Raw genomic sequence first — 18,786 nt, forward strand, 5'->3', positions numbered from 1 at the left:
ATGCTCTCATGAATTTAATTTTTATTACCAGTTGCAGACGCTCCCTTTTTAAGCTGTTCGATAAAATAAGAAGGAGGCATTTTGGCTTTGGCTTTAAAAGCATACACAAAGCGCTGCGTAGTACTAAAGCCGGCCTCTTCTGCTAAGGCTGCATTGGTATAATTTCGCGTTTTTCGGTCTTCTTTCAGCAAAGCGATGATATAATCAATTTTCAGGTCATTGATATACTCATTAAAACCTTTACCCTTATGATGGGCAATAATCTGGGACAAATAAGTTGTATTGGAGTTGCAAATGGCGGCTAGCGTAGACAGTTTCAGGTCTTTGGCAAGGAATTTTTTTTCCTGTTCAAACACATCCAGTTGTTTTAAGATAAAGGTGACAGTTTCCGCAGCAATTTCAGTAAGATGGGAATGGTTGATTTTCATTTTTGTTTTGCCTTTGTTGCTTTCATTTTTTTCAAGCATTAGTTTTTCAAACTTCTTTTTATATTTTTTTCTTTTAGTAAGCAGACGGTAAGTCAGGTAAAATAAAAAGAGGCACAACAGCACTATGGTGCCCACAAGAAAATACAGGTTGTATTGTTGATGTAGGAACTGTTGCCGGATATGTTCCTTTTCACTCAGTAATTGTTTCGTATCGTATTCTTTATGCAGTTTGCCTGTTAAGTATTCATAAGTAGCATCCAGCACGTCGTCAGCTTTGAGCAGTTGATCCACGTAATACAATTGTTGGGTTAAGTTATGGGTTTCCTTATGATGCGAAATCAAAAGTTCATAAGCTTCCCGCAAATCAGGACGTATATACCCCTTAGAAGTAAAAGCCTGATCGACTTTCTCAAAATAGAGGAGGGCTTTTTCGGTTTTTTTTAGGCGCTGGTAGCTTTTGCCCATATAAAAATAGGCAACGGTTTCATTGCCAAAATCTTTGTTGGCGCGAATGGTGGCAAGCGAAGATTCAATATTTTTTAGGGCAAGTCCGTAATTTCCTTTAAAATAGTCATTGATTCCTTCAGAATGCAGAAAATAAGCTTCCATATCCTCACAGTCCAGTTTTTTACTTTCAGAAAGGCCAATATTATTCGTCTGTGAGCAGCGTACATAGTTGCCAATTTTGTTGTAACAAACACTTAAGGCATGTAAGGAATTCAGATAAGGTCTCGTTTGGTCACCTTTAAAATAGAGTACACAGTCTTTAAAATAAGAGATAGCCTCGTCATAATACCCTAAATAATATTTGACCAGGGCAATATTGTATTTCACCTTATGGCTAAGATACTCATCATCGGTTCTGGAAATAAAATTGTTGGCAAGGATATAATGGTCAAGGGCCTCTTTTTGTTGTTTTAATCCATAGTAAACAATTCCCTTAGACAGGTAAGCAGAGCCAATTAAGGCATTATCAGTAGTCTTTTTGGCAGTAAAAAGCATACTGTCAGCATATACCAGTCGCAGTCTTTCAGGAGATTGATGCAAGAGGTTTTGGTAAGCGTTCACCGTTTCTGCTGCATTTTTTTCATGAATGGCCTTTCGCAGGTAAGCATACAGATACACACTCGCTGCAGAACTGTCTGTTTTAAGGGCATAGATTTTTTCATCCAGATACTCGTAACTCTTTTTCTTTAAGGAGTCCGGAAGTTTAGGAGTCTGTTTTTGGGCAGAAAGAACTTGTACAAATGATAAGAATGCCAGGAGTAAATGGTTGTAATTCATAAGGGCGGATAATTTGAGCGTATTTTAATTTAATAAAGCGGGATTAGGGATGATAACAACCGGAGCAGGTACACGGGCGGTACCAAATATAAGGGAAACAAGGAAAATAAGGACGGGGAAAGATAAAAAGAGCTGTGGATTTTAATGGAATCCATATAGCAATCTGTTAAAACACACAGGCATTGCGTTGTGTGGCATTGCTGCACCCAATAGATTTGTTCCGAATTCAAATGCAAAATAGTTAAGCATCGTGCTTAATAAAGTTCTGCTGTCCCGGGTAAAAGGAACAGAGAAATAATTTCTCATTCACTTACAAACAACCAAAATGAAAAAAAAACTAGTAATCCTTATGACAATGCTTGCGTTCATTTCATGTGACATGGAAGCAGTTCCTGAAAAGGAGCAGACAGCCCAAAAGCGTAAGACTATAGAAAGCGAAAGAATAGTGCAGGAAGCAGGCACAGCAGATGCTGCTGAGATAAAAGGAAAATTATTTTACAGTCTTATGACCAAATACACTCAAAACTACGGTTTTCCGAATTCCGTTGAGGAATTGACAAATCAGGTCCGGTACATTGCAGAAAATTGGGAATGTAGCCGGCAGGAAGTAGAAACCGGGTCAATCACGCCCCGGTACGTCATCAGCATTATGCAAAATCCAAATCGTAATCTGGCTGATATAGTGAAGAATACAGCAATAAGTAAAGAAGCCGGAACGAGTCTGATAAAGTTCATAGAAAATTTGATCGGGGTATCGGGTCAGGACTACAAGGAAATCAGGGATTTCATTTATTCTTATAAAGAAGCTGTAAAAGAAAATACGGCACTGACAGAAGAAGATAAGGAAGTTATAGTAACGGTTGCTGTAATTTCTAATTATTCCCTGTATGTTGAATCACGTCGAAAAGACAGGGACTGGGAAACTTCAGTAGCAAATAAAAAAGCGTCCCCTTTCTTTAATCGCAATCAGGCACCGCTAATTGCTGTAATAGTATTAATAGATCGGTTTATCTAAAAATAGAGAAAAGTTTTTTTGATTTAGCCTGAAATGAGGCAGGAATAAAACAGGTCCGTTCTGTAGCAGCGGCCTGTTTTTGTACCGCTTCATTTTTCCCACAAAATCAGTCACTATAGGGCAAGATTTCAAATGCTATTCAACTGTTTAACAATGATCGGGGAGAGAATAAGGAGTATATTTAAAAAGGAACCTGTCTTAGGTTTACAGGCGTATTACGTTAAACTGGATAAGAAAAAACGAATCATTAAGAAATGTTTTAAAATAAACAATTGTGTCGTGATACTGCTAAAATCGGGCACTTTCGAAATAAAATTACAGGATGCTGCATACAAGTTGTTGCCTCAGGAGGTACTGATAATTTTACAAAATGAAAGAAGCAGCCAAATCATAACTTCAGGGAAACTTCATATATTTTTAATGGCGTTTAGTATTGATTATTTATTTCAGAATGATCTGGAAACCTTTAGTTGGCTGATTAGTTGCGGTACGGTCAGATCAAAATGGTATGAAGAGGAATTTGAAGCGATGGTACAGCTGTTTAAGCTGGTTTGTATCTTAAACAAGAGTAAAAAACCGGGTCAGAAAATAGAATTGCAGCATATTATGGAGCTTTTGCTTTTCAAACTGGCTTCAGTATATACAAACCAGGTATCAGATAGGGTTTCAAAGACAGGGAGAAGAGAGAAGCTGACAGTACAGTTTCATTTGTTGCTGAAAGAGCATTGTAGAACCCGGCATAATGTTGGTTTTTATGCAGATAAATTATGTATCACTGCCGGATACCTGAATAAGATAGTAAAACAGGTAACAGGACATACAGCGAAAAAATTGATTGAGCAGAGGATCGTGATAGAAATAAAAAAGCAGCTTCAAAATAAAGAATGGACACTGTTGGAAATTGCAGAACAGCTGGGATTTAATGACCTGTCTTCTTTTAGTACTTTTTTTAAAACACATACCTCAGTAGCACCCTCAGAATATCGGTCTCAAATGGGGAACCGTTTTTAAACCAATAAACAGCTTGTAGCATTTAATCTTTCCATAAAAGTAGAATGTTTAAAAAAACAGGCATCAGCCTGTTAACCCCAATACTCCCAATAAGAAGTAACCATGAACTACATAAAACACCTGGCAGAATTTTTCGATAGAGTTTCAAATGATGAAACACTTAATCCGACACATATTAGTTTATACATGGCATTATTCCAGTCATGGAATCGCAATTTTTTTAAAAATCCAGTTAGTATTTCACGTGATGAAGTGATGCGGATCAGTAAAATAAGCTCGAAGGCAACATATCATAAATGTTTGAAAAATTTACATATTTTGGGATATATACTGTATGAGCCCTCTTTCAATTCATTTAAAGGAAGTCAGGTACATATAATTCCCTTAAGGCTTAAAAAAGAATAAAAGAAAGCCCATTCCAATTTTGGAATGGGCTTTTCAGGTTAAGGAAAAGATTATCTTCTGTATTTTGCAATTAGAATTTTAAATACAAAAGATAATGTAAAACTAACCACAGCGCCGATAACAGCAAGAAGCACTGTTTTTAAAACATCTTCCGAGTTTAAATTGGGAAGGATACTTAAAAAGGTACCACTCGCAGTTGATAAAGTGGTGTTGCTGACTGTCATTTTACTCATCATTTAAGGTAGTAATTTGACTCACGGCAGACAAAACAGTCCCGGAAACAATCAGATAGTTTGCAAAAGTTACCAGGCCGTGAGGTAAACCTGCTGGGGCTGTCATCAGGGCACCGCCGGCTGCAGCAATTGACAGGCCGATGTTGCGTAATAGTTTAAAAAATTTTGGTGTTGGAGCCGTGGCTCTTTTTATTACATTCATGATTTTTAGTTTTAAGATTGTACAAGTAATAACACATTGTCATTTTTGTTCACTATAGGGTAAACTAAATTTTTTAGTTTGGTAAAGGCTGCGCGTGACATAGTGCCAGTCCCTGAACCCGACAATTTTGTGACGGGTGCAATACATCCGTTAAGTTCTCGTAAAGCATTATTGGCTGGATGAAACAGAATAAAGCTTCTGCCTGCTGCCTGAAGTACTTCAAGATGCCATCCAAATTTTCTGCTGTACCGTTTCGTGATGAAATATTCTCCCTCAGGAATGCAGGAAACGCGTTGAATATTGTTTTTCCAGGGCAGTTCAATCGTAAAACAGATGAGTTTGCCTTCATATTCAAGCCTGCCATTCGTTCCGTTAGAAAAATAAGTTCGGGTTAGCTTCAGTACCATTTTACACACCGCTTACCTGAACCAGTGACAATGGATTGCTTGCTCCGCTTTTCAAGGGGTACATCTGTCCGTTGATTTCCTGATAAAATTCAATACCTAATGCAAGAAATAGGGGTTTGATACTCGCAGGGGTAATAGGGTTCGTGTGCTGAATCGCAGCGGTCAGGACTGTATTCCAGGGTAATAGGGCAGTTTCAGTATTACTGCTTGTAAAAGTTTCAGCTTCAAAATCAATTTCCGCCCCTGCCGAAATGATTTTATAATGAGTAGTACCGCTTGGCGCTGCAATCATATTAATGGGTACAAAAGGAGCTATGTTTATAGTTAAATCGCCTGTTAATCGGTCAATTGTTGCCGTATAAGGGGCGTACAAAATAGTCCCCAGTTTTCCATTAATGTTGAAATCAAACCCGGAAAGCAGCTCGGCTTCCCCATCGATAACATTCCGCAAGCCTCTGGCGCTTGTAACATCTGCCTGAATAACTTTAACCATTTGCGTTGTAAGTCGGCTTACCATCTTGCTGTCAGCAGAATTGATTAACACAGAGCGCAAGGCGAGACGTAAAACTTTGCCGGCTTTTCCTGCCCTTCCAAACTCTGAACCGTTTTCACGGGTACGCTGAAATGCCGGATCGGTTGCAATTCGGCTCGCATCAATGCCTCCTTTTTCTCTTGCAATATACCCGTCTTTTGATTTGTAGAAGGTAATGTCTCCTATTGTACCCTTCAATTTGATAATTCCTTTCTGTCTTGCCATAATGTTTAATTTTTTTGGTTAATAATAAATTAATTAATTCAGATTCATCCCGACAATCGTTGCAACTAAATCCCGAATGATTTAGGCAAAGGTTCAGTTATAATGGTAAGAATTCAAAGACTTGTAGTTAGAAACCAAACAAAAACATACAAAATCGACTATTTTAGTATGTAAGATTATTCCTTGTTTATTCTAAATTTGTGAATATATCCGGTTGCATTGCAGAGTTTCTGTATAGTTAATTTTAGGTCGGGTCAGCATGACTGAAAATGGAGATCGTTATGAAAATGCATTGGCGGAACGTGCAAACGGAATCATCAAGACAGAGTTCAATCTTCATGGTAGCCAGTTGGGTTTTAAACAAACCTATAATCAAATAAAGAAAAGTATTAAGGTTTATAATGAAATCAGACCATATTCAAGTTGCGATTACCTAACCCCAAATCAAGCTCATTTGCAAACAGGGAACTTGAAGAAGCGATGGGAGAATTATAATAAAAAATTTAGCCATGAAAAAACAATTGTATGGTAAGTTTAGGATTAAGAATTACGGGTGTATAGCTAAAGCAGGATTTATTTGATAATCTGTATAGTTATTTTAGGACGGGTCAAGGACGGCACAGGATGCATTGCACAGGTATGGTTAAAGCATGGCAAAGGCATGGATAGTGTATGAATAGTGTATTAAAAACAAAACGTGATAACAAAAGGTACAAGGGTTTGTATTTATCCTAAAGATGTACAGTGCATTATGGGCAAAGAATATGCGCAGGCGAGATTGTATTTATTGAAGATCAAAAAGCATCTTAAAAAAGAAGATCATCAATTAGTTTCAATTCAGGAATTTTGCGAATATACAGGTCTTAAAATAGAGCATGTAGTACGTTGCATAATTGGATAATCAAGAACAGTTTCGCGGCTGTCATAATGCTGTTTTTAAAAGTAGCCAGTTCAGATAATAGTGATGGTAAACAGGAAAGGCAAATAATAAGTTTTAAAGTGTAAAAAGCATGACTTTTTTAGCATCCTGCTTTACTTCTTAGCTATTAATAGGTGTTTTTCAAAAAGTGCAGAAAACGAAAAAGCCTTTAAACACTAGTGTTTAAAGGCTTTTGACTTTTAAAGTTTCTTCTGAAACTCTTACTGGCGGAGAAAGAGGGATTCGAACCCCCGGACCTGTTACAGTCAACAGTTTTCAAGACTGCCGCATTCGACCGCTCTGCCATTTCTCCAGTATGTTGCAATCATTTGCTGATTGCGAGTGCAAATATAAGACGCTTTTTCGGTTTTGGAAACTTTTTTAGAACTTTTTTTGATAGATTTTCAAGTGTCTAATTATCAGTATTTACGAAAGTGTAAATTTTTTAAAATTATTCTAAATCGTCTAAAATTGGCGTTGGTTTTTTGTTCTCATCTACCGCAACAAACGAAAAAGTTCCTGAAACTACCGTTTCGCGAAGCTCTGAATACATTTGTTCCATAAAAATATCTACATGAATTTTGCAGCTTGTTCTTCCAACACTATCCACTTTTGCAACTAATTCTATTAAAGTTCCGGCAGGAATTGCTTTTTTAAAATCAATTTGGCCTGTAGAAATAGTCACCACCTTCTTTCGGCTGAATCGTGTCGCACAGATAAAAGCCACTTCATCCATAAGATGAAGGGCCGTCCCTCCAAATAAGGTATCATAATGATTGGTGGTACTTGGAAAAACGGCTTTGAAAATACGGGTTTCAGACTTTATGATTCTTTCTTCTAAAGTTCCCATATTAGTAGTTCACATATTCTGTAATCTCTAAGCCATATCCTATCATACCAACACGTTTTGTCTGCTGGGTATTAGAAACTAATCTGATTTTTGAAATATCAAGATCGTGTAATATTTGGGCTCCGATTCCGTAATCTTTTGTGTCAATGACCACTTTAGGGGCTTTCATGGTTCCTTCTGCCTGCAAAGCTTTTAATTCTGAAATACGGTTTAAAAGATTGACAGCAGTCATGTCCTGATTGATGAAAATAACAGCTCCTTTTCCATCTTCATTGATAATCTTAAACATGTCATCCAATTGCTGGTCTACATTGTTCGTTAAAGTGCCCAATAAATCATTATTAACCTGAGACGAGTGGATACGCGTTAAGATAGATTCCCCTAAATTCCACGTTCCTTTAGTCAGGGCAATATGTATTTGCTTATTGGTAGTTTGCTCATAAGCTCTTAATCTGAAAGTGCCAAAGCGGGTTTCTATATCAAAATCCTCTTTTTTAACGATGAGGCTGTCGTGTTGCATTCTGTAAGCGACTAAGTCCTCAATGGATACTAGTTTTAGATTGAATTTTTTGGCGACTTCTGCCAATTGTGGCAAACGTGCCATTGTTCCGTCTTCGTTCAGAATTTCACAAATAACACCAGCCGGTTTAAAACCTGCCAGCCTTGCAAAATCGATAGCGGCTTCTGTATGGCCTGTTCTTCTTAAAACGCCTCCTTGTTTGGCAACTAACGGAAAAATATGTCCTGGACGTGCTAAATCATGAGGCTTGGTATTAGGGTCGACTAATGATAAAACTGTTTTGGATCTGTCAGCAGCCGAAATTCCTGTGCTCACACCATTTCCTTTTAAATCAACTGAAACCGTAAAAGCAGTTTCCATATGATCGGTATTATTGGTTGCCATTGGGCGTAAATCAAGTTCCTTGCAGCGGCTTTCAGTAAGGGGGGCACAAATTAATCCGCGGCCATGAGTAGCCATAAAGTTGATCATTTCAGGAGTAGTTTTTTCGGCTGCGGCCAAATAATCACCTTCATTTTCGCGATCTTCATCATCGACTACAATTATTACTTTACCCTGACGAATGTCTTCTATAGCTTCTTCAATGGTATTGAGTTGTATTTTTGTTGACATAATTATTATTGTTTTTGAGCGGGTAAGAATCGCTCGGAAATTTTTTGAAATGCTTGTTGAATGGGAGTTGTTATAATATCAAAATTGATAAGGCCGTTATCGTTAGTAGCACGGTAAGTCAATAAAATTGCCAAAGGAGACAATATAAACGATGACATCCATGCTCCCATAAACGGAGTCATTCCGCCTTCTTGTGAAAGCCTTTTCCCAAAAGTATTGATGAAATGGAATGTAATAAAGATTAAAACAGCGAATACAATTGGTAAGCCAAGTCCTCCCTTTCGAATAATGGCTCCCAAAGGTGCACCAATAAAGAACATTAAAAAGCATGCAAAAGCAATAACAAACTTTTCGTAAAGTGCTGTTAGATGTTTGTTGATATCACGCTGTTTGTCTTTTAATTCATTTTGAGTTGATTCAATAGAGTAGATGGTACTGGTTATATTGCTGGCTGCCATATCTAAAATGGCCTTTTTTTGCTTTGTGTCGTAAAGAGATAAAAGATTATCAGGTAATGATTTTTTTCTCTGCTTTTCTTTTGAAACTGTAACAAACTTTGATAGCCCAACACGTTGATTTATGTTTTCAGTAAATGAAACAACCTCGTTATCTCTGTTTTTATTTAGAGAATCGAGCGTGTATCGCAGCTCATTAACATTCAGCATGGTGCTGGTGCTGTTGATGTTCTCTTTTTCAGTGTCAGTTTTATTTAATTCAGATAAGTCAATATTGATAATTTGCTTTTTGAAAGCTCCTTTTACGAAAGGTAACTTAGCTCTGTCTTCATATTTTTTTGGAGTAACATCCTGATAATAGTACCCGTCATTAAGTACTAATTGTAAAATACTGGACTTTTCGCTGCTTATTAATTCTCCGTTTTTGGCTTTTATAACTGTTTTGTTTTCCCCCATGTTTGTGGGTTTTTCATGGATGGTGACCCCGGTTAATATATTGCCGTTTTCCCCGGATTTTTTATTTACCTTAATGTTGTAAAAGCCGACATCGTTAAATTGGCCTTCTGCTATTGCCATTGCAGGTTTGGCCTGCGCAATATTTTTTCTGAAATTGACAAATTTATATTCAGCATACGGAATTACATTATTAGAAAACCAAAAGGCAACAATACTTAACACAAAGATGAAAATAATCAGAACTCTCATTGCACGCTGAAGAGAAATACCCGAAGATTTCATTGCCGCAAACTCATAATTTTCCGCCAAATTACCAAAAGTCATGATCGAAGCTAATAAAACCGATAAAGGCAAAACAAGCGGTATAATTCTGGGCATTGAGAACAGCAGGAACTTTACAACTAATATCAAATCCAGATCCTTACCGGCAAGTTCAGAAATAAAGAGCCAGACCGTTTGGAGTATGAATATAAAAAAAAGGATTACAAATACCGTAGTAAATGTAATCAGGAATGTTTTTAGTAAGTATTTGTCTAAAATTTTCAACCTTGTAATTAATCTAATTTATTGATGTAGTACTTTGGATATTTACTCGCTACAAAGGTAAATTGATTTTTTGATAAAGGCTGATTGGTTTTAAAAGAATTAACGGTTAAAGTTGTTTTTGTACCATTTTTTCCTGTTTCAATCAAATTATAAATGTGTTTTGTCTGAACGTCAATCCCTAAAAGAATTTCTTTTCGCTGATCTTTTCCGCTAGTAGGTACTAATTTGATGTATTGAATTTTTCTTCCTTTGACATTTTGGACAATATCCATGTTGTATTTGTATCCGGAATTGAAAAAAGTAAGCATTTTTGAAGGCGTGACAGCGTTATCATCCTTTTCGTTTACCTTAGAGATAGTAACTTCTTCGTCTTCTGGTACAATTGTGTATGTTTTTTGTCCGTCAAATATTTTAGTGACACCCATGAAATTCAATACATATTGATTTCCTTTCATGATTACATTTCCTTTGCTGTCCTGATTAATATTCTCTTTTGCATTATTCAAGGAGTATTTAAAATCAATAGAAATATTATTATAGCTTTTAATCTTGGCAGTTACCTGGTTCAATAAATCCTTGGCTTTTTTATCCTGAGCCTGAACAGAAGTAAAACTCAAAAGCAATAAAATTGCTACTTGCAGAAACTTTTTACTCATTTTCATAATAGAATTGTTTGTGATTTCCTGAATTTTCATTTTCATGATGGGTTAATTTTGTTCATTATTAAAAAATTGATCAAGAGCACTTAAATCTAAAATATTTACGTTTCGGGCTTTACTGCCTTCAAAAGGGCCGACAATTCCGGCTGCTTCCAGCTGATCAATCAAACGACCCGCTCTGTTGTAGCCTAATTTTAGTTTTCTTTGCAATAATGAAGCTGAACCTTGTTGTGCATTGACAATAATCTCCGCAGCCTCTCTAAATAAAGTATCTCTTTCAGAAATATCCATATCAAGATTGATGCCAGTTTCCTCTCCGATGAATTCCGGAAGCAAATAAGCTGTGGCATATGCTTTTTGTGAACCAATAAAATCAGTGATTTTTTCGACCTCAGGAGTATCAATGAAAGCACACTGAACACGGATTACGTCATTTCCATTTGAGTATAATAAATCTCCGCGTCCAATTAACTGATCGGCTCCCTGTGTATCAAGGATGGTTCTTGAATCGATTTTTGAAGTTACCCTAAACGCAATCCTGGCAGGGAAATTCGCTTTGATCAAACCGGTAATAACGTTTACAGAAGGTCTTTGTGTGGCAATTATTAAGTGGATACCAATCGCACGCGCTAACTGTGCCAGACGCGCAATCGGAATTTCAACTTCCTTACCGGCTGTCATAATTAAATCGGCAAATTCATCAACCACTAAAACAATATATGGTAAAAATCGGTGTCCGGCTTCAGGATTTAATTTTCTTGATTTGAATTTTTCGTTGTATTCCTTAATGTTACGCACCATCGCATCTTTTAATAAAGAATAGCGGTTGTCCATTTCGGTACAAAGTGAGTTTAAGGTGTTGACAACTTTTGCATTATCTGTAATGATAGCATCTTCTGTATCCGGAAGTTTGGCTAAATAATGTCTTTCTATTTTATTAAAAAGTGTAAGTTCGACTTTTTTTGGATCGACCAGTACGAATTTTACTTCAGCAGGATGTTTTTTGTATAAAAGCGAAGTTAAAACCGCATTTAATCCAACTGATTTTCCCTGTCCTGTAGCACCCGCCATCAGTAAGTGTGGCATTTTAGCTAAATCGACAACAAAAGTTTCGTTTGAGATCGTTTTACCTAAAGCAATAGGGAGTTCCATTTCAGCCTCCTGAAATTTTGCTGCTCCAATAACACTTTTCATTGAAACCATAGTTGGAGTCTTGTTCGGAACTTCGATACCAATAGTTCCTTTTCCAGGGATTGGTGCAATAATACGAATTCCTAACGCCGAAAGCGACAAGGCAATATCATCTTCTAAGCTCTTGATCTTAGATATTCTGATTCCGGCTTCTGGTACAATTTCGTATAAAGTTACAGATGGTCCAACTGTTGCTTTTATCTGTGCGATTTCAATTTTGTAGTTACGCAGTGTGTCTACAATCTTATTTTTATTTTCTTCTAATTCTTCCTGATTGATCGTAATTCCTCCAGTCGAGTATTCTTTTAATAAATCGATGGTTGGAAATTTATAATTGGATAAATCCAGTGTAGGATCGAATAAACCGAAATCGGCAACTAAGCGTGATGCCAGATTTTCTTCGATTATGTCTTCTTCTTCAGATTTTTCAATAACAAATTCTTCATTATGATGAACCGGTGTTTCTGTTACCGGATTAATATTCATTTCAACCGGCTTTAAAATTGGATTTAAATCAATTTCCGATGAATTTGTAATCGTAGGTTTTAAGGCCTCTTTATTGATCTCGAATTGGGAATCAACGGTTTTAAGATGGATGTTGTCCAGTTCAGGATCTTCTTCTTCTTCTTCAATAGCAAACTCTTCAAGATTATAGGCACTTTCAGGTTGTTTAGAAGTGCTTATGGGACCCAATTCTGATTTGAGTTCTCTTTTAGTAGAATCAAAATAGGACTGAATTTTTTCAGGAGAGACTTTTATTTTGAAAATCAGATATACGATTAATCCGAAAATCAATGTTAGTAAGGTACCTGTTTTTCCTATATAATCCTGAAGGAATAAATTAAGTTCATAACCAATTGTTCCTCCTAATTCCGGAGCGGAAGTAGCAAAAAAACCAAATAGTACAGAGACAATTATAATGGCAAATAAGTCCCAAAACCAAATATTCTTTAGTTTTTTAGTTGACATTTCTAAGGCCAGAAATAGTCCGGTCAGAAAAAATAGACGTACAAAAACGAACGAAGCCAGGCCGAAACCTTTGTATATAATTAAATCAGCAAGATAAGCCCCAAATTTTCCGAGCCAGTTTTGCACAACTTCAGTGCGATTTTCCAGATGACTAACTGCACTTTGATCAATTTGCCATTGTCCGTTGATATAAAAAGAAACAAATGCAACTAATAATGCAATAGAAAATAGTACCAAAAGACAGCCAAATACAATTTTTTGTTGTTTGGATAACTTCCAGGATTTTTTAGTTTCGTTTTTTGATTCGCTTTTTTTGTCTAAGGTTTCTTTTTTTGTTTTTGCCATTCCTGCGTATCCTGTTTTGCCTATATAAATTTTGGTATATAAATAATCAAGCCTATTGCTATTGCTGTCATTGCGGCAAAAAATACTGCTCCGGCAGCAATATCTTTAATAAAACCGATTTTCTCGTGATAATTTGGGTGAATAAAATCGGCAACTTTTTCAACAGCTGTGTTCAGACCTTCTACGCTGAGTACAAGACCAATTGCAAAGATCTGAAAAAGCCATTCCTCATGGGAAATATTGAAATAGAATCCGGCAATAGTCATTAGTATCCCAAGTGAAAACTGTACCATAACACTATGTTCGGTAGTTATCAGTTTTAAAGCTCCCTTAAAAGCGTAATTTACGCTTTTAAGTCGGCCCTTAACAAAAGTATTGTCTTTTTGAAATTCCATTTAATGGGATTATAGTGCTGCTAAAGCTGCTTCGTAATTTGGTTCATTTGCAATTTCACCAACTTGTTCTGTATGTACCACTTTTCCATCAGCATCAACTACGATGATAGCTCTTGAAAGCAAACCTTTTAGCGGCCCGTCAATAATGTCTAAACCATTTGCTTTACCAAAAGAACCTTCCTGAAAATCAGATAAGTTTACTACATTTTCTAAACCTTCAGCTCCACAAAAACGTTTTTGGGCGAATGGCAAATCTCTGGAAATACAAAGCACAGTAGTGTTCTCTAAATTACTTGCACTTTCGTTAAATTTTCTAACAGAAGCAGCACAAGTTCCTGTATCAACACTTGGAAAAATGTTTAAAACTAGTTTTTTACCTGCAAAGGTACTTAAAGAAGCAACTGATAAATCGTTTTGTACTAAATTGAAGTCAGCCAATTGTGATCCAACTGCCGGTAACTCACCTGATGTATTTACAGGATTTCCTCCTAAAGTTATTGAAGCCATGTTTTTTGTTTAAATTAAATGAGGTTCAAAAGTAAGGATTAAAATTTGAATCTAAAAGTATTTGTTATATGTTTAGGGATAGATTAAGAATGGTTTTTGTTAGTCAGGATTTTACTAATTTGTCTTTTTATTTTGAGATGATAACTTTAATTTAAAGATAATATTGTATGATCTTGAACGTGTGAGTAAAAGCTGGAAACCAGGGGTATTGAAACCGTTTACCCGCGAGAGGGATGGGAGCTGGCTACCGAAGTAGCGCAGACAGCCCGACAGCATCCCGATAAAAGGGCGGATATACACAAAGAAAATCTGCCCTCTTATCGGGATGGTGGCTCGCCCAAAGATAATTTTGATTACGGAGTTTCTTGTGTGATTTGCTTCGCAAGTTCGCTATCGCTCGAGTTTCCTCTGTCGGGATTACAGGATTGCGCATAAAAAAAGCGTCTCTTAGTGCAGGAACGCTTCTTTAGTTTTTGAAAGATGACGAATTATTTATCGATAGAACCTAAAACACGTTTCATGAACGCATTTAAAGCTTCTTTTTTGTCTGTTCCCTGAGCTACCAGTTTTTGTACTTCAAGGGCACCGTACATATTTGAAATCAATTCGCCGATTACGTCTAATTCTTCATCTTTTAGAGAAGGAATTTCGGTCATAGCTTCCAGAACTTCGATCGTTTCTATGATGTAATCCTGATCGTTTTCTTCGATAAATTGTGTTAAATGCTTTATTACGGGTAATTTCATAATTTTAGACTTCTTAGATTTTTAGACATTCTTAGACTTTCTTTAGATTTTAAACAACATCTAAGGAGTCTAAATATCTAAGCCAGTCTAACATCAAAATTAAGCAATTGCGTTTACAAGATCGATTAAAACTTCTTGTTTGTTGGTCTGCGTTTCGCCAACTAATTGTCCGTTTACGAAAGTTGCAAATGTTGGCAGGTTGCTTACATTGGCTAGTTTTCTTGATTCCGGGGAATTTTCTGCATCAACCAAAACAAAAGTAATAGCTTCGTTTTCTGTGGCTAATTTTTTGAATTTTGGTTTCATAATGCGGCAATTTCCACACCATGAAGCTGAATATTGTACTACTACTTTTTCGTTTTTAGCAACTAAATCTGCTAACGTATCTTCGTTTAAGTCGATTAACATAGTTTTTTAAATTTCAATGTCAACTTCAATGTCAAAAATCAATTTTTAAGGGATTGAAATTTGAATTTAAATTGAAATTATTGTTTGTTTTTTGAAGAGAATTTTTGAATTTCAATGGCAAAGTCAGGATTGAATATTGAAATTGCCATTGAAATTGTTATTGAAATTTAGTTTGCGCTTAAATATTCAGCAGTACTGTTTCTGTCAGCAGTCATAGCTTCTTTACCAGCTTCCCAGTTTGCTGGACAAACTTCACCTTTAGTCTGGATGTGCGTGTAAGCGTCAACCATTCTTAAATATTCGTTTACGTTACGTCCTAATGGCATGTCGTTAACACTTTCGTGGAAGATTTTTCCAGTTTCGTCGATTAGGTAAGTAGCTCTGTAAGTTACGTTTGAACCTTCGATGATAACTGAGTCAGTATCTTCGCTGTAGCTTGTAGATTCGATATCTAGAATACCTAAAATGTTAGCTAAGTTACGGTTTGTATCTGCTAAGATAGGGTAAGTTACACCTTCGATACCACCATTATTTTTTGGAGTGTTTAACCAGGCGAAGTGTACTTCGTTTGTGTCGCAAGAAGCTCCGATTACGATAGTATTTCTTTTTTCAAATTCTGGTAATGCAGCTTGAAAGGCATGTAATTCAGTTGGACATACAAAAGTGAAATCTTTTGGATACCAGAACAATAGTACTTTTTTGTTGTTGTTTACTGCTTCTTCGAAGATGTTGATTTTTAAGTTATCACCCATTTCTGAGATAGCATCTACTGCAATACTTGGGAATTTTTTTCCTACTAAAGACATAATATTCGTTTTAAATTAAAGATTTATTTCTGGTGCAAAAGTAGGGCAGAAGCAAAGGTAATTGCAATAAGAAGTGATTATTAATATTTATAAGTTGATAAATTTTGACTATAACTATTTTTAACTTATTGAATTTCAATATTTACGGGTAAAATGCCATAGCAGGGAATATTTTCTAATAATTGTTTTCCTGCTGTTTTTTGAAATTCTTCAAAATCCTGATACGCTTCTACAAGTCCTATAGCTTTTTTAAGATTCGGAATTAAAGGCAAAACATACGGATTTCCGAAAACGTAAACGATGCATTTTTTGGTTTGCAATAATGTTGAAAGTAAGTCAAAAATTTCATTGCCGATTTCGAAATTATTCAACGGTTTTGCTTTTGGCGGAAATAACGCAATTAAAATGATTTCGAAATTTTCCAGACTTTTTTCAATTTCCTGAAAATTAGAATTTTCAAGGTTTTCGAAAGCAAATTCCGGCGAAGGTAATTTTGAATCTAAAGTTTTGAAAAATGTATTTTCAGTAGTTTTATGTAAACTTAGTTTGGCTAATTTATTGCTTTTTTGAGCTTCTAAAATGGATTCAGAACTTGAATTATCTATGATTTTAGTGATCGCATTTTGAGCAATTTCAAGATTTAATTGGGATGTTTTTTCGAAATTTAATTCGCCAGAAGCCGAAGTATTTCCAGATAAAATTCCGGCTTTTTCTTTAGCTTTCATAATTCTGTTATAACTTTCAAAAATACGGTCTGGTGAAGCATTTTGAAAAATAGCTTCGATTCCTTCTGGAACATTTTCGGCAAAGCATAAAATATCATTTCCGGCGTTGAAGGCTTCCCATTCCAGTTCGCCTTTTGTTTCGTAAAGTTTAGAAACGCTGTGCATGTTTAAGGCGTCAGAAATTACTAAACCGTCGTAGCCCAATTTATCTCTCAGTAAATCCTGAATTACGGCCTTCGATAATGTTGCCGATGTATCTTTTCCGTTGTTTAAACTCGGGACGGCCAAATGCCCGATCATAATAGAATCGACATTGTTTTCGATTCCTTTGATAAAAGGATATAATTCGTTTTCAAATAATTCTTCCAGAGTTTCTTTTAAAACCGGTAATCCCAAATGCGAATCAACATTGGTGTTTCCGTGTCCGGGAAAGTGCTTCAGGCAGCCCAGAATACCAACTTCTGACATTCCTTTTAAATATTCAACTGCAAAATTGGCTACTTTTTCTTTGTTTTCACCAAAAGATCGATACCCAATGACTGGATTATTTGGATTGTTGTTGATGTCTGCCAAAGGTGCTAAATTATACTGAATTCCGGCTGCTTTTAAATCTAAACCAATTTGCTTTCCAACTTCGTAAACCAAATTTGATTTATTCTCAGGCAAAGCGCCAAGTGTAATCGCGTATGGATATTGCGGTGTTTTTTCGATACGCATTGCAAGACCCCATTCGGCATCAATACTGATTAAAAGTGGGGTAGAAGCGGCTTTTTGATAACGAACAATCAGCGCTTTGATTTTTTCGTAACTATCATCATTAAAAACAATTTTTTGCTTGCTTTCGTAGTTGGTTGCTGCACTGGCACGACTGTGAAAAAAGGTCAGTCCGCCAATATTATATTCTCTGATAAGGCGCTCGGTTTCCTGAATGTTTTCTTGAGTATCGTTGATAAAAACGGCTGGAAAGAAAAATTGTCCTATTCTTTGTCGTAATGCTTCGGCTGTCATTTTCATTATTATAAAATCTTTTTCATGCAGACACTATTATCCATTTTTTCGTAAGGCGGATAATTTGGAATTATGGTGTATTGTAATTTTTGATATAAATTGATGGCTTCGGGCTGGTTTTTTCCGGTTTCAAGAATCGTATACGTATAACCAACTTCTTTTGCCCAAGTTTCCAGTTCTTTTAGTATGGCTGATGCAATTCCTTTTTTTCGATGATCCGAATGCACATACATACGTTTGATTTCGGTTGTGCCTGGTTCTTTTTCGCGAAAAGCGCCACAGCCAACAGGGGTATCATTCTCATAATAGACCAGAGCATGTTTGATCAAATCAGTTTTATTGTACTGATTATAAAACGCATGATCTTCCCCATCCCTAATCGCTAAATCCTGATCTAATAGTGCAACCAGTTTTATAAAATCGGCATCGTCTGAGTTGGTTCTTTTTATGCTAGTCATGATAAGTGCATTAATTTTTAATCTCGCAAAGACGCAAACACACAAAGTTTATTTTCTTAAGTTTTTCAACACAAAACTTTGCGTCTTTGCAAGCATTTCACTTTTGTATTTCTTTATTTCAGCTTTGCTTTTTTCTGTTTAGCCAATTGCTTCTTAGTTTCAATTGCTTTTTCCAGTCGGTTTTTAAAACGGAAAAGTTTCGGCAAGCCTTCTAACCGGTCTTTAATCGTGATTTCTTCGTACACCATAATTGCTTTTTCTAAAACCCTGATTTCATTGTCCAGATCCAGCTGGTTTTTGTAAATATTCGCCAGTCGGTCGTAAGGATGGTTCCCTTTAAAACTTTCTGCAACATTTTCTTCATACAGCTCAATTGCTTTTTCGAGATTTCCGGATTTTTCGAACTCAGCTCCTTTCAGGTTGCGTTCGGCCTGCAAATTTTCATTGATTTCCATAGGTAAAAGTTTGA

General features: G+C 36.2%; 23 protein-coding genes and 1 tRNA gene. 5 read left to right on the forward strand and 19 right to left on the reverse strand.

Annotation, left to right across the window (positions count from 1 at the left end; all coding sequences use genetic code 11):
* Nucleotides 1-14: 14 nt before the first annotated feature.
* Nucleotides 15-1,712 carry a helix-turn-helix domain-containing protein gene (locus GXM16_RS18335; protein WP_163395952.1) on the reverse strand — a complete coding sequence of 566 codons (1,698 nt, stop codon included), beginning with the start codon at nt 1,710-1,712 and terminating at the stop codon, nt 15-17.
* Between the two features lie 325 nt (nt 1,713-2,037).
* Here GXM16_RS18335 and GXM16_RS18340 point away from each other — a divergent pair, with 325 nt between their 5' ends.
* The 3 genes from GXM16_RS18340 (at nt 2,038) to GXM16_RS18350 (ending at nt 4,143) form a co-directional block, all read left to right on the forward strand.
* Nucleotides 2,038-2,727, forward strand: coding sequence for a hypothetical protein (locus tag GXM16_RS18340; protein ID WP_163395953.1), 690 nt, complete (start codon nt 2,038-2,040; stop codon nt 2,725-2,727).
* A 279-nt stretch (nt 2,728-3,006) separates the two neighbouring features.
* On the forward strand, nt 3,007-3,738 hold the full coding sequence (locus tag GXM16_RS18345) for a helix-turn-helix domain-containing protein (RefSeq protein ID WP_163395954.1): 732 nt from the start codon (nt 3,007-3,009) through the stop codon (nt 3,736-3,738).
* 102 nt (nt 3,739-3,840) lie between these two features.
* Nucleotides 3,841-4,143, forward strand: coding sequence for a hypothetical protein (locus GXM16_RS18350; RefSeq protein WP_229684384.1), 303 nt, complete (start codon nt 3,841-3,843; stop codon nt 4,141-4,143).
* Nucleotides 4,144-4,193: 50 nt separating this feature from the next.
* On the opposite strand, the gene GXM16_RS22695 is transcribed toward GXM16_RS18350, so the two are convergent.
* The 4 genes from GXM16_RS22695 to GXM16_RS18365 are packed head-to-tail and all read right to left on the reverse strand — an operon-like array spanning nt 4,194 to nt 5,742.
* Nucleotides 4,194-4,367 carry a hypothetical protein gene (locus tag GXM16_RS22695; RefSeq protein ID WP_167519878.1) on the reverse strand — a complete coding sequence of 58 codons (174 nt, stop codon included), beginning with the start codon at nt 4,365-4,367 and terminating at the stop codon, nt 4,194-4,196.
* 1 nt (nt 4,368) lies between these two features.
* On the reverse strand, nt 4,369-4,578 hold the full coding sequence (locus GXM16_RS18355) for a hypothetical protein (RefSeq protein WP_163395955.1): 210 nt from the start codon (nt 4,576-4,578) through the stop codon (nt 4,369-4,371).
* An 11-nt stretch (nt 4,579-4,589) separates the two neighbouring features.
* A complete protein-coding gene (locus GXM16_RS18360; protein WP_163395956.1) occupies nt 4,590-4,985 on the reverse strand; it encodes a DUF5675 family protein in 396 nt (131 codons plus the stop codon).
* Between the two features lies 1 nt (nt 4,986).
* Entirely contained in the window at nt 4,987-5,742 is a 756-nt protein-coding gene (locus tag GXM16_RS18365) for a hypothetical protein (RefSeq protein ID WP_163395957.1), read from the reverse strand.
* A 259-nt stretch (nt 5,743-6,001) separates the two neighbouring features.
* Between GXM16_RS18365 and GXM16_RS18370 the strand changes: the two genes are divergently transcribed.
* Both GXM16_RS18370 and GXM16_RS18375 read left to right on the forward strand, forming a co-directional pair.
* Complete coding sequence (locus GXM16_RS18370) at nt 6,002-6,274, forward strand: integrase core domain-containing protein (RefSeq protein WP_163395958.1); 273 nt, start codon at nt 6,002-6,004, stop codon at nt 6,272-6,274.
* 165 nt (nt 6,275-6,439) lie between these two features.
* Entirely contained in the window at nt 6,440-6,643 is a 204-nt protein-coding gene (locus tag GXM16_RS18375) for a hypothetical protein (RefSeq protein WP_031453673.1), read from the forward strand.
* Nucleotides 6,644-6,886: 243 nt separating this feature from the next.
* Here GXM16_RS18375 and GXM16_RS18380 read toward each other — a convergent pair.
* The 14 genes from GXM16_RS18380 to GXM16_RS18445 all read right to left on the reverse strand — a co-directional run bounded on the left by GXM16_RS18380 (nt 6,887) and on the right by GXM16_RS18445 (nt 18,772).
* Nucleotides 6,887-6,974: transfer RNA gene (locus GXM16_RS18380), tRNA-Ser, on the reverse strand.
* A 138-nt stretch (nt 6,975-7,112) separates the two neighbouring features.
* A complete protein-coding gene (locus tag GXM16_RS18385; protein ID WP_163395959.1) occupies nt 7,113-7,511 on the reverse strand; it encodes an acyl-CoA thioesterase in 399 nt (132 codons plus the stop codon).
* Between the two features lies 1 nt (nt 7,512).
* Nucleotides 7,513-8,643: a 3,4-dihydroxy-2-butanone-4-phosphate synthase gene (ribB, locus tag GXM16_RS18390; RefSeq protein ID WP_163395960.1), complete on the reverse strand. Its 1,131-nt coding sequence runs from the start codon at nt 8,641-8,643 to the stop codon at nt 7,513-7,515.
* 5 nt (nt 8,644-8,648) lie between these two features.
* Nucleotides 8,649-10,100: an LptF/LptG family permease gene (locus GXM16_RS18395; protein WP_163395961.1), complete on the reverse strand. Its 1,452-nt coding sequence runs from the start codon at nt 10,098-10,100 to the stop codon at nt 8,649-8,651.
* An 8-nt stretch (nt 10,101-10,108) separates the two neighbouring features.
* Complete coding sequence (gene lolA1 / locus GXM16_RS18400; RefSeq protein ID WP_482788935.1) at nt 10,109-10,756, reverse strand: outer membrane lipoprotein periplasmic chaperone LolA1; 648 nt, start codon at nt 10,754-10,756, stop codon at nt 10,109-10,111.
* A 51-nt stretch (nt 10,757-10,807) separates the two neighbouring features.
* Nucleotides 10,808-13,264, reverse strand: a complete 2,457-nt coding sequence (locus GXM16_RS18405; RefSeq protein ID WP_163395963.1) for a DNA translocase FtsK — start codon at nt 13,262-13,264, stop codon at nt 10,808-10,810.
* A gap of 20 nt (nt 13,265-13,284) precedes the next feature.
* Nucleotides 13,285-13,659 (reverse strand): diacylglycerol kinase, encoded by a 375-nt coding sequence (locus GXM16_RS18410; protein ID WP_163395964.1) that lies wholly within the window; start codon nt 13,657-13,659, stop codon nt 13,285-13,287.
* Nucleotides 13,660-13,668: 9 nt separating this feature from the next.
* Nucleotides 13,669-14,166, reverse strand: coding sequence for a thiol peroxidase (tpx, locus tag GXM16_RS18415; RefSeq protein ID WP_163395965.1), 498 nt, complete (start codon nt 14,164-14,166; stop codon nt 13,669-13,671).
* Between the two features lie 488 nt (nt 14,167-14,654).
* A complete protein-coding gene (locus GXM16_RS18420) occupies nt 14,655-14,912 on the reverse strand; it encodes a DUF6952 family protein (RefSeq protein WP_163395966.1) in 258 nt (85 codons plus the stop codon).
* Between the two features lie 99 nt (nt 14,913-15,011).
* Nucleotides 15,012-15,320 carry a thioredoxin family protein gene (locus tag GXM16_RS18425; protein WP_007805605.1) on the reverse strand — a complete coding sequence of 103 codons (309 nt, stop codon included), beginning with the start codon at nt 15,318-15,320 and terminating at the stop codon, nt 15,012-15,014.
* A 167-nt stretch (nt 15,321-15,487) separates the two neighbouring features.
* Nucleotides 15,488-16,126 (reverse strand): peroxiredoxin, encoded by a 639-nt coding sequence (locus tag GXM16_RS18430; RefSeq protein ID WP_073416931.1) that lies wholly within the window; start codon nt 16,124-16,126, stop codon nt 15,488-15,490.
* Between the two features lie 125 nt (nt 16,127-16,251).
* Nucleotides 16,252-17,865: a glycoside hydrolase family 3 protein gene (locus tag GXM16_RS18435; RefSeq protein WP_163395967.1), complete on the reverse strand. Its 1,614-nt coding sequence runs from the start codon at nt 17,863-17,865 to the stop codon at nt 16,252-16,254.
* Nucleotides 17,866-17,867: 2 nt separating this feature from the next.
* Entirely contained in the window at nt 17,868-18,317 is a 450-nt protein-coding gene (locus GXM16_RS18440) for a GNAT family N-acetyltransferase (protein ID WP_163395968.1), read from the reverse strand.
* A gap of 113 nt (nt 18,318-18,430) precedes the next feature.
* Nucleotides 18,431-18,772, reverse strand: a complete 342-nt coding sequence (locus GXM16_RS18445) for a hypothetical protein (protein WP_163395969.1) — start codon at nt 18,770-18,772, stop codon at nt 18,431-18,433.
* Nucleotides 18,773-18,786: the final 14 nt, after the last annotated feature.

Source organism: Flavobacterium limi, from assembly GCF_010645075.1.
In the GTDB taxonomy this organism is placed as follows: Bacteria; Bacteroidota; Bacteroidia; order Flavobacteriales; family Flavobacteriaceae; genus Flavobacterium; species Flavobacterium limi.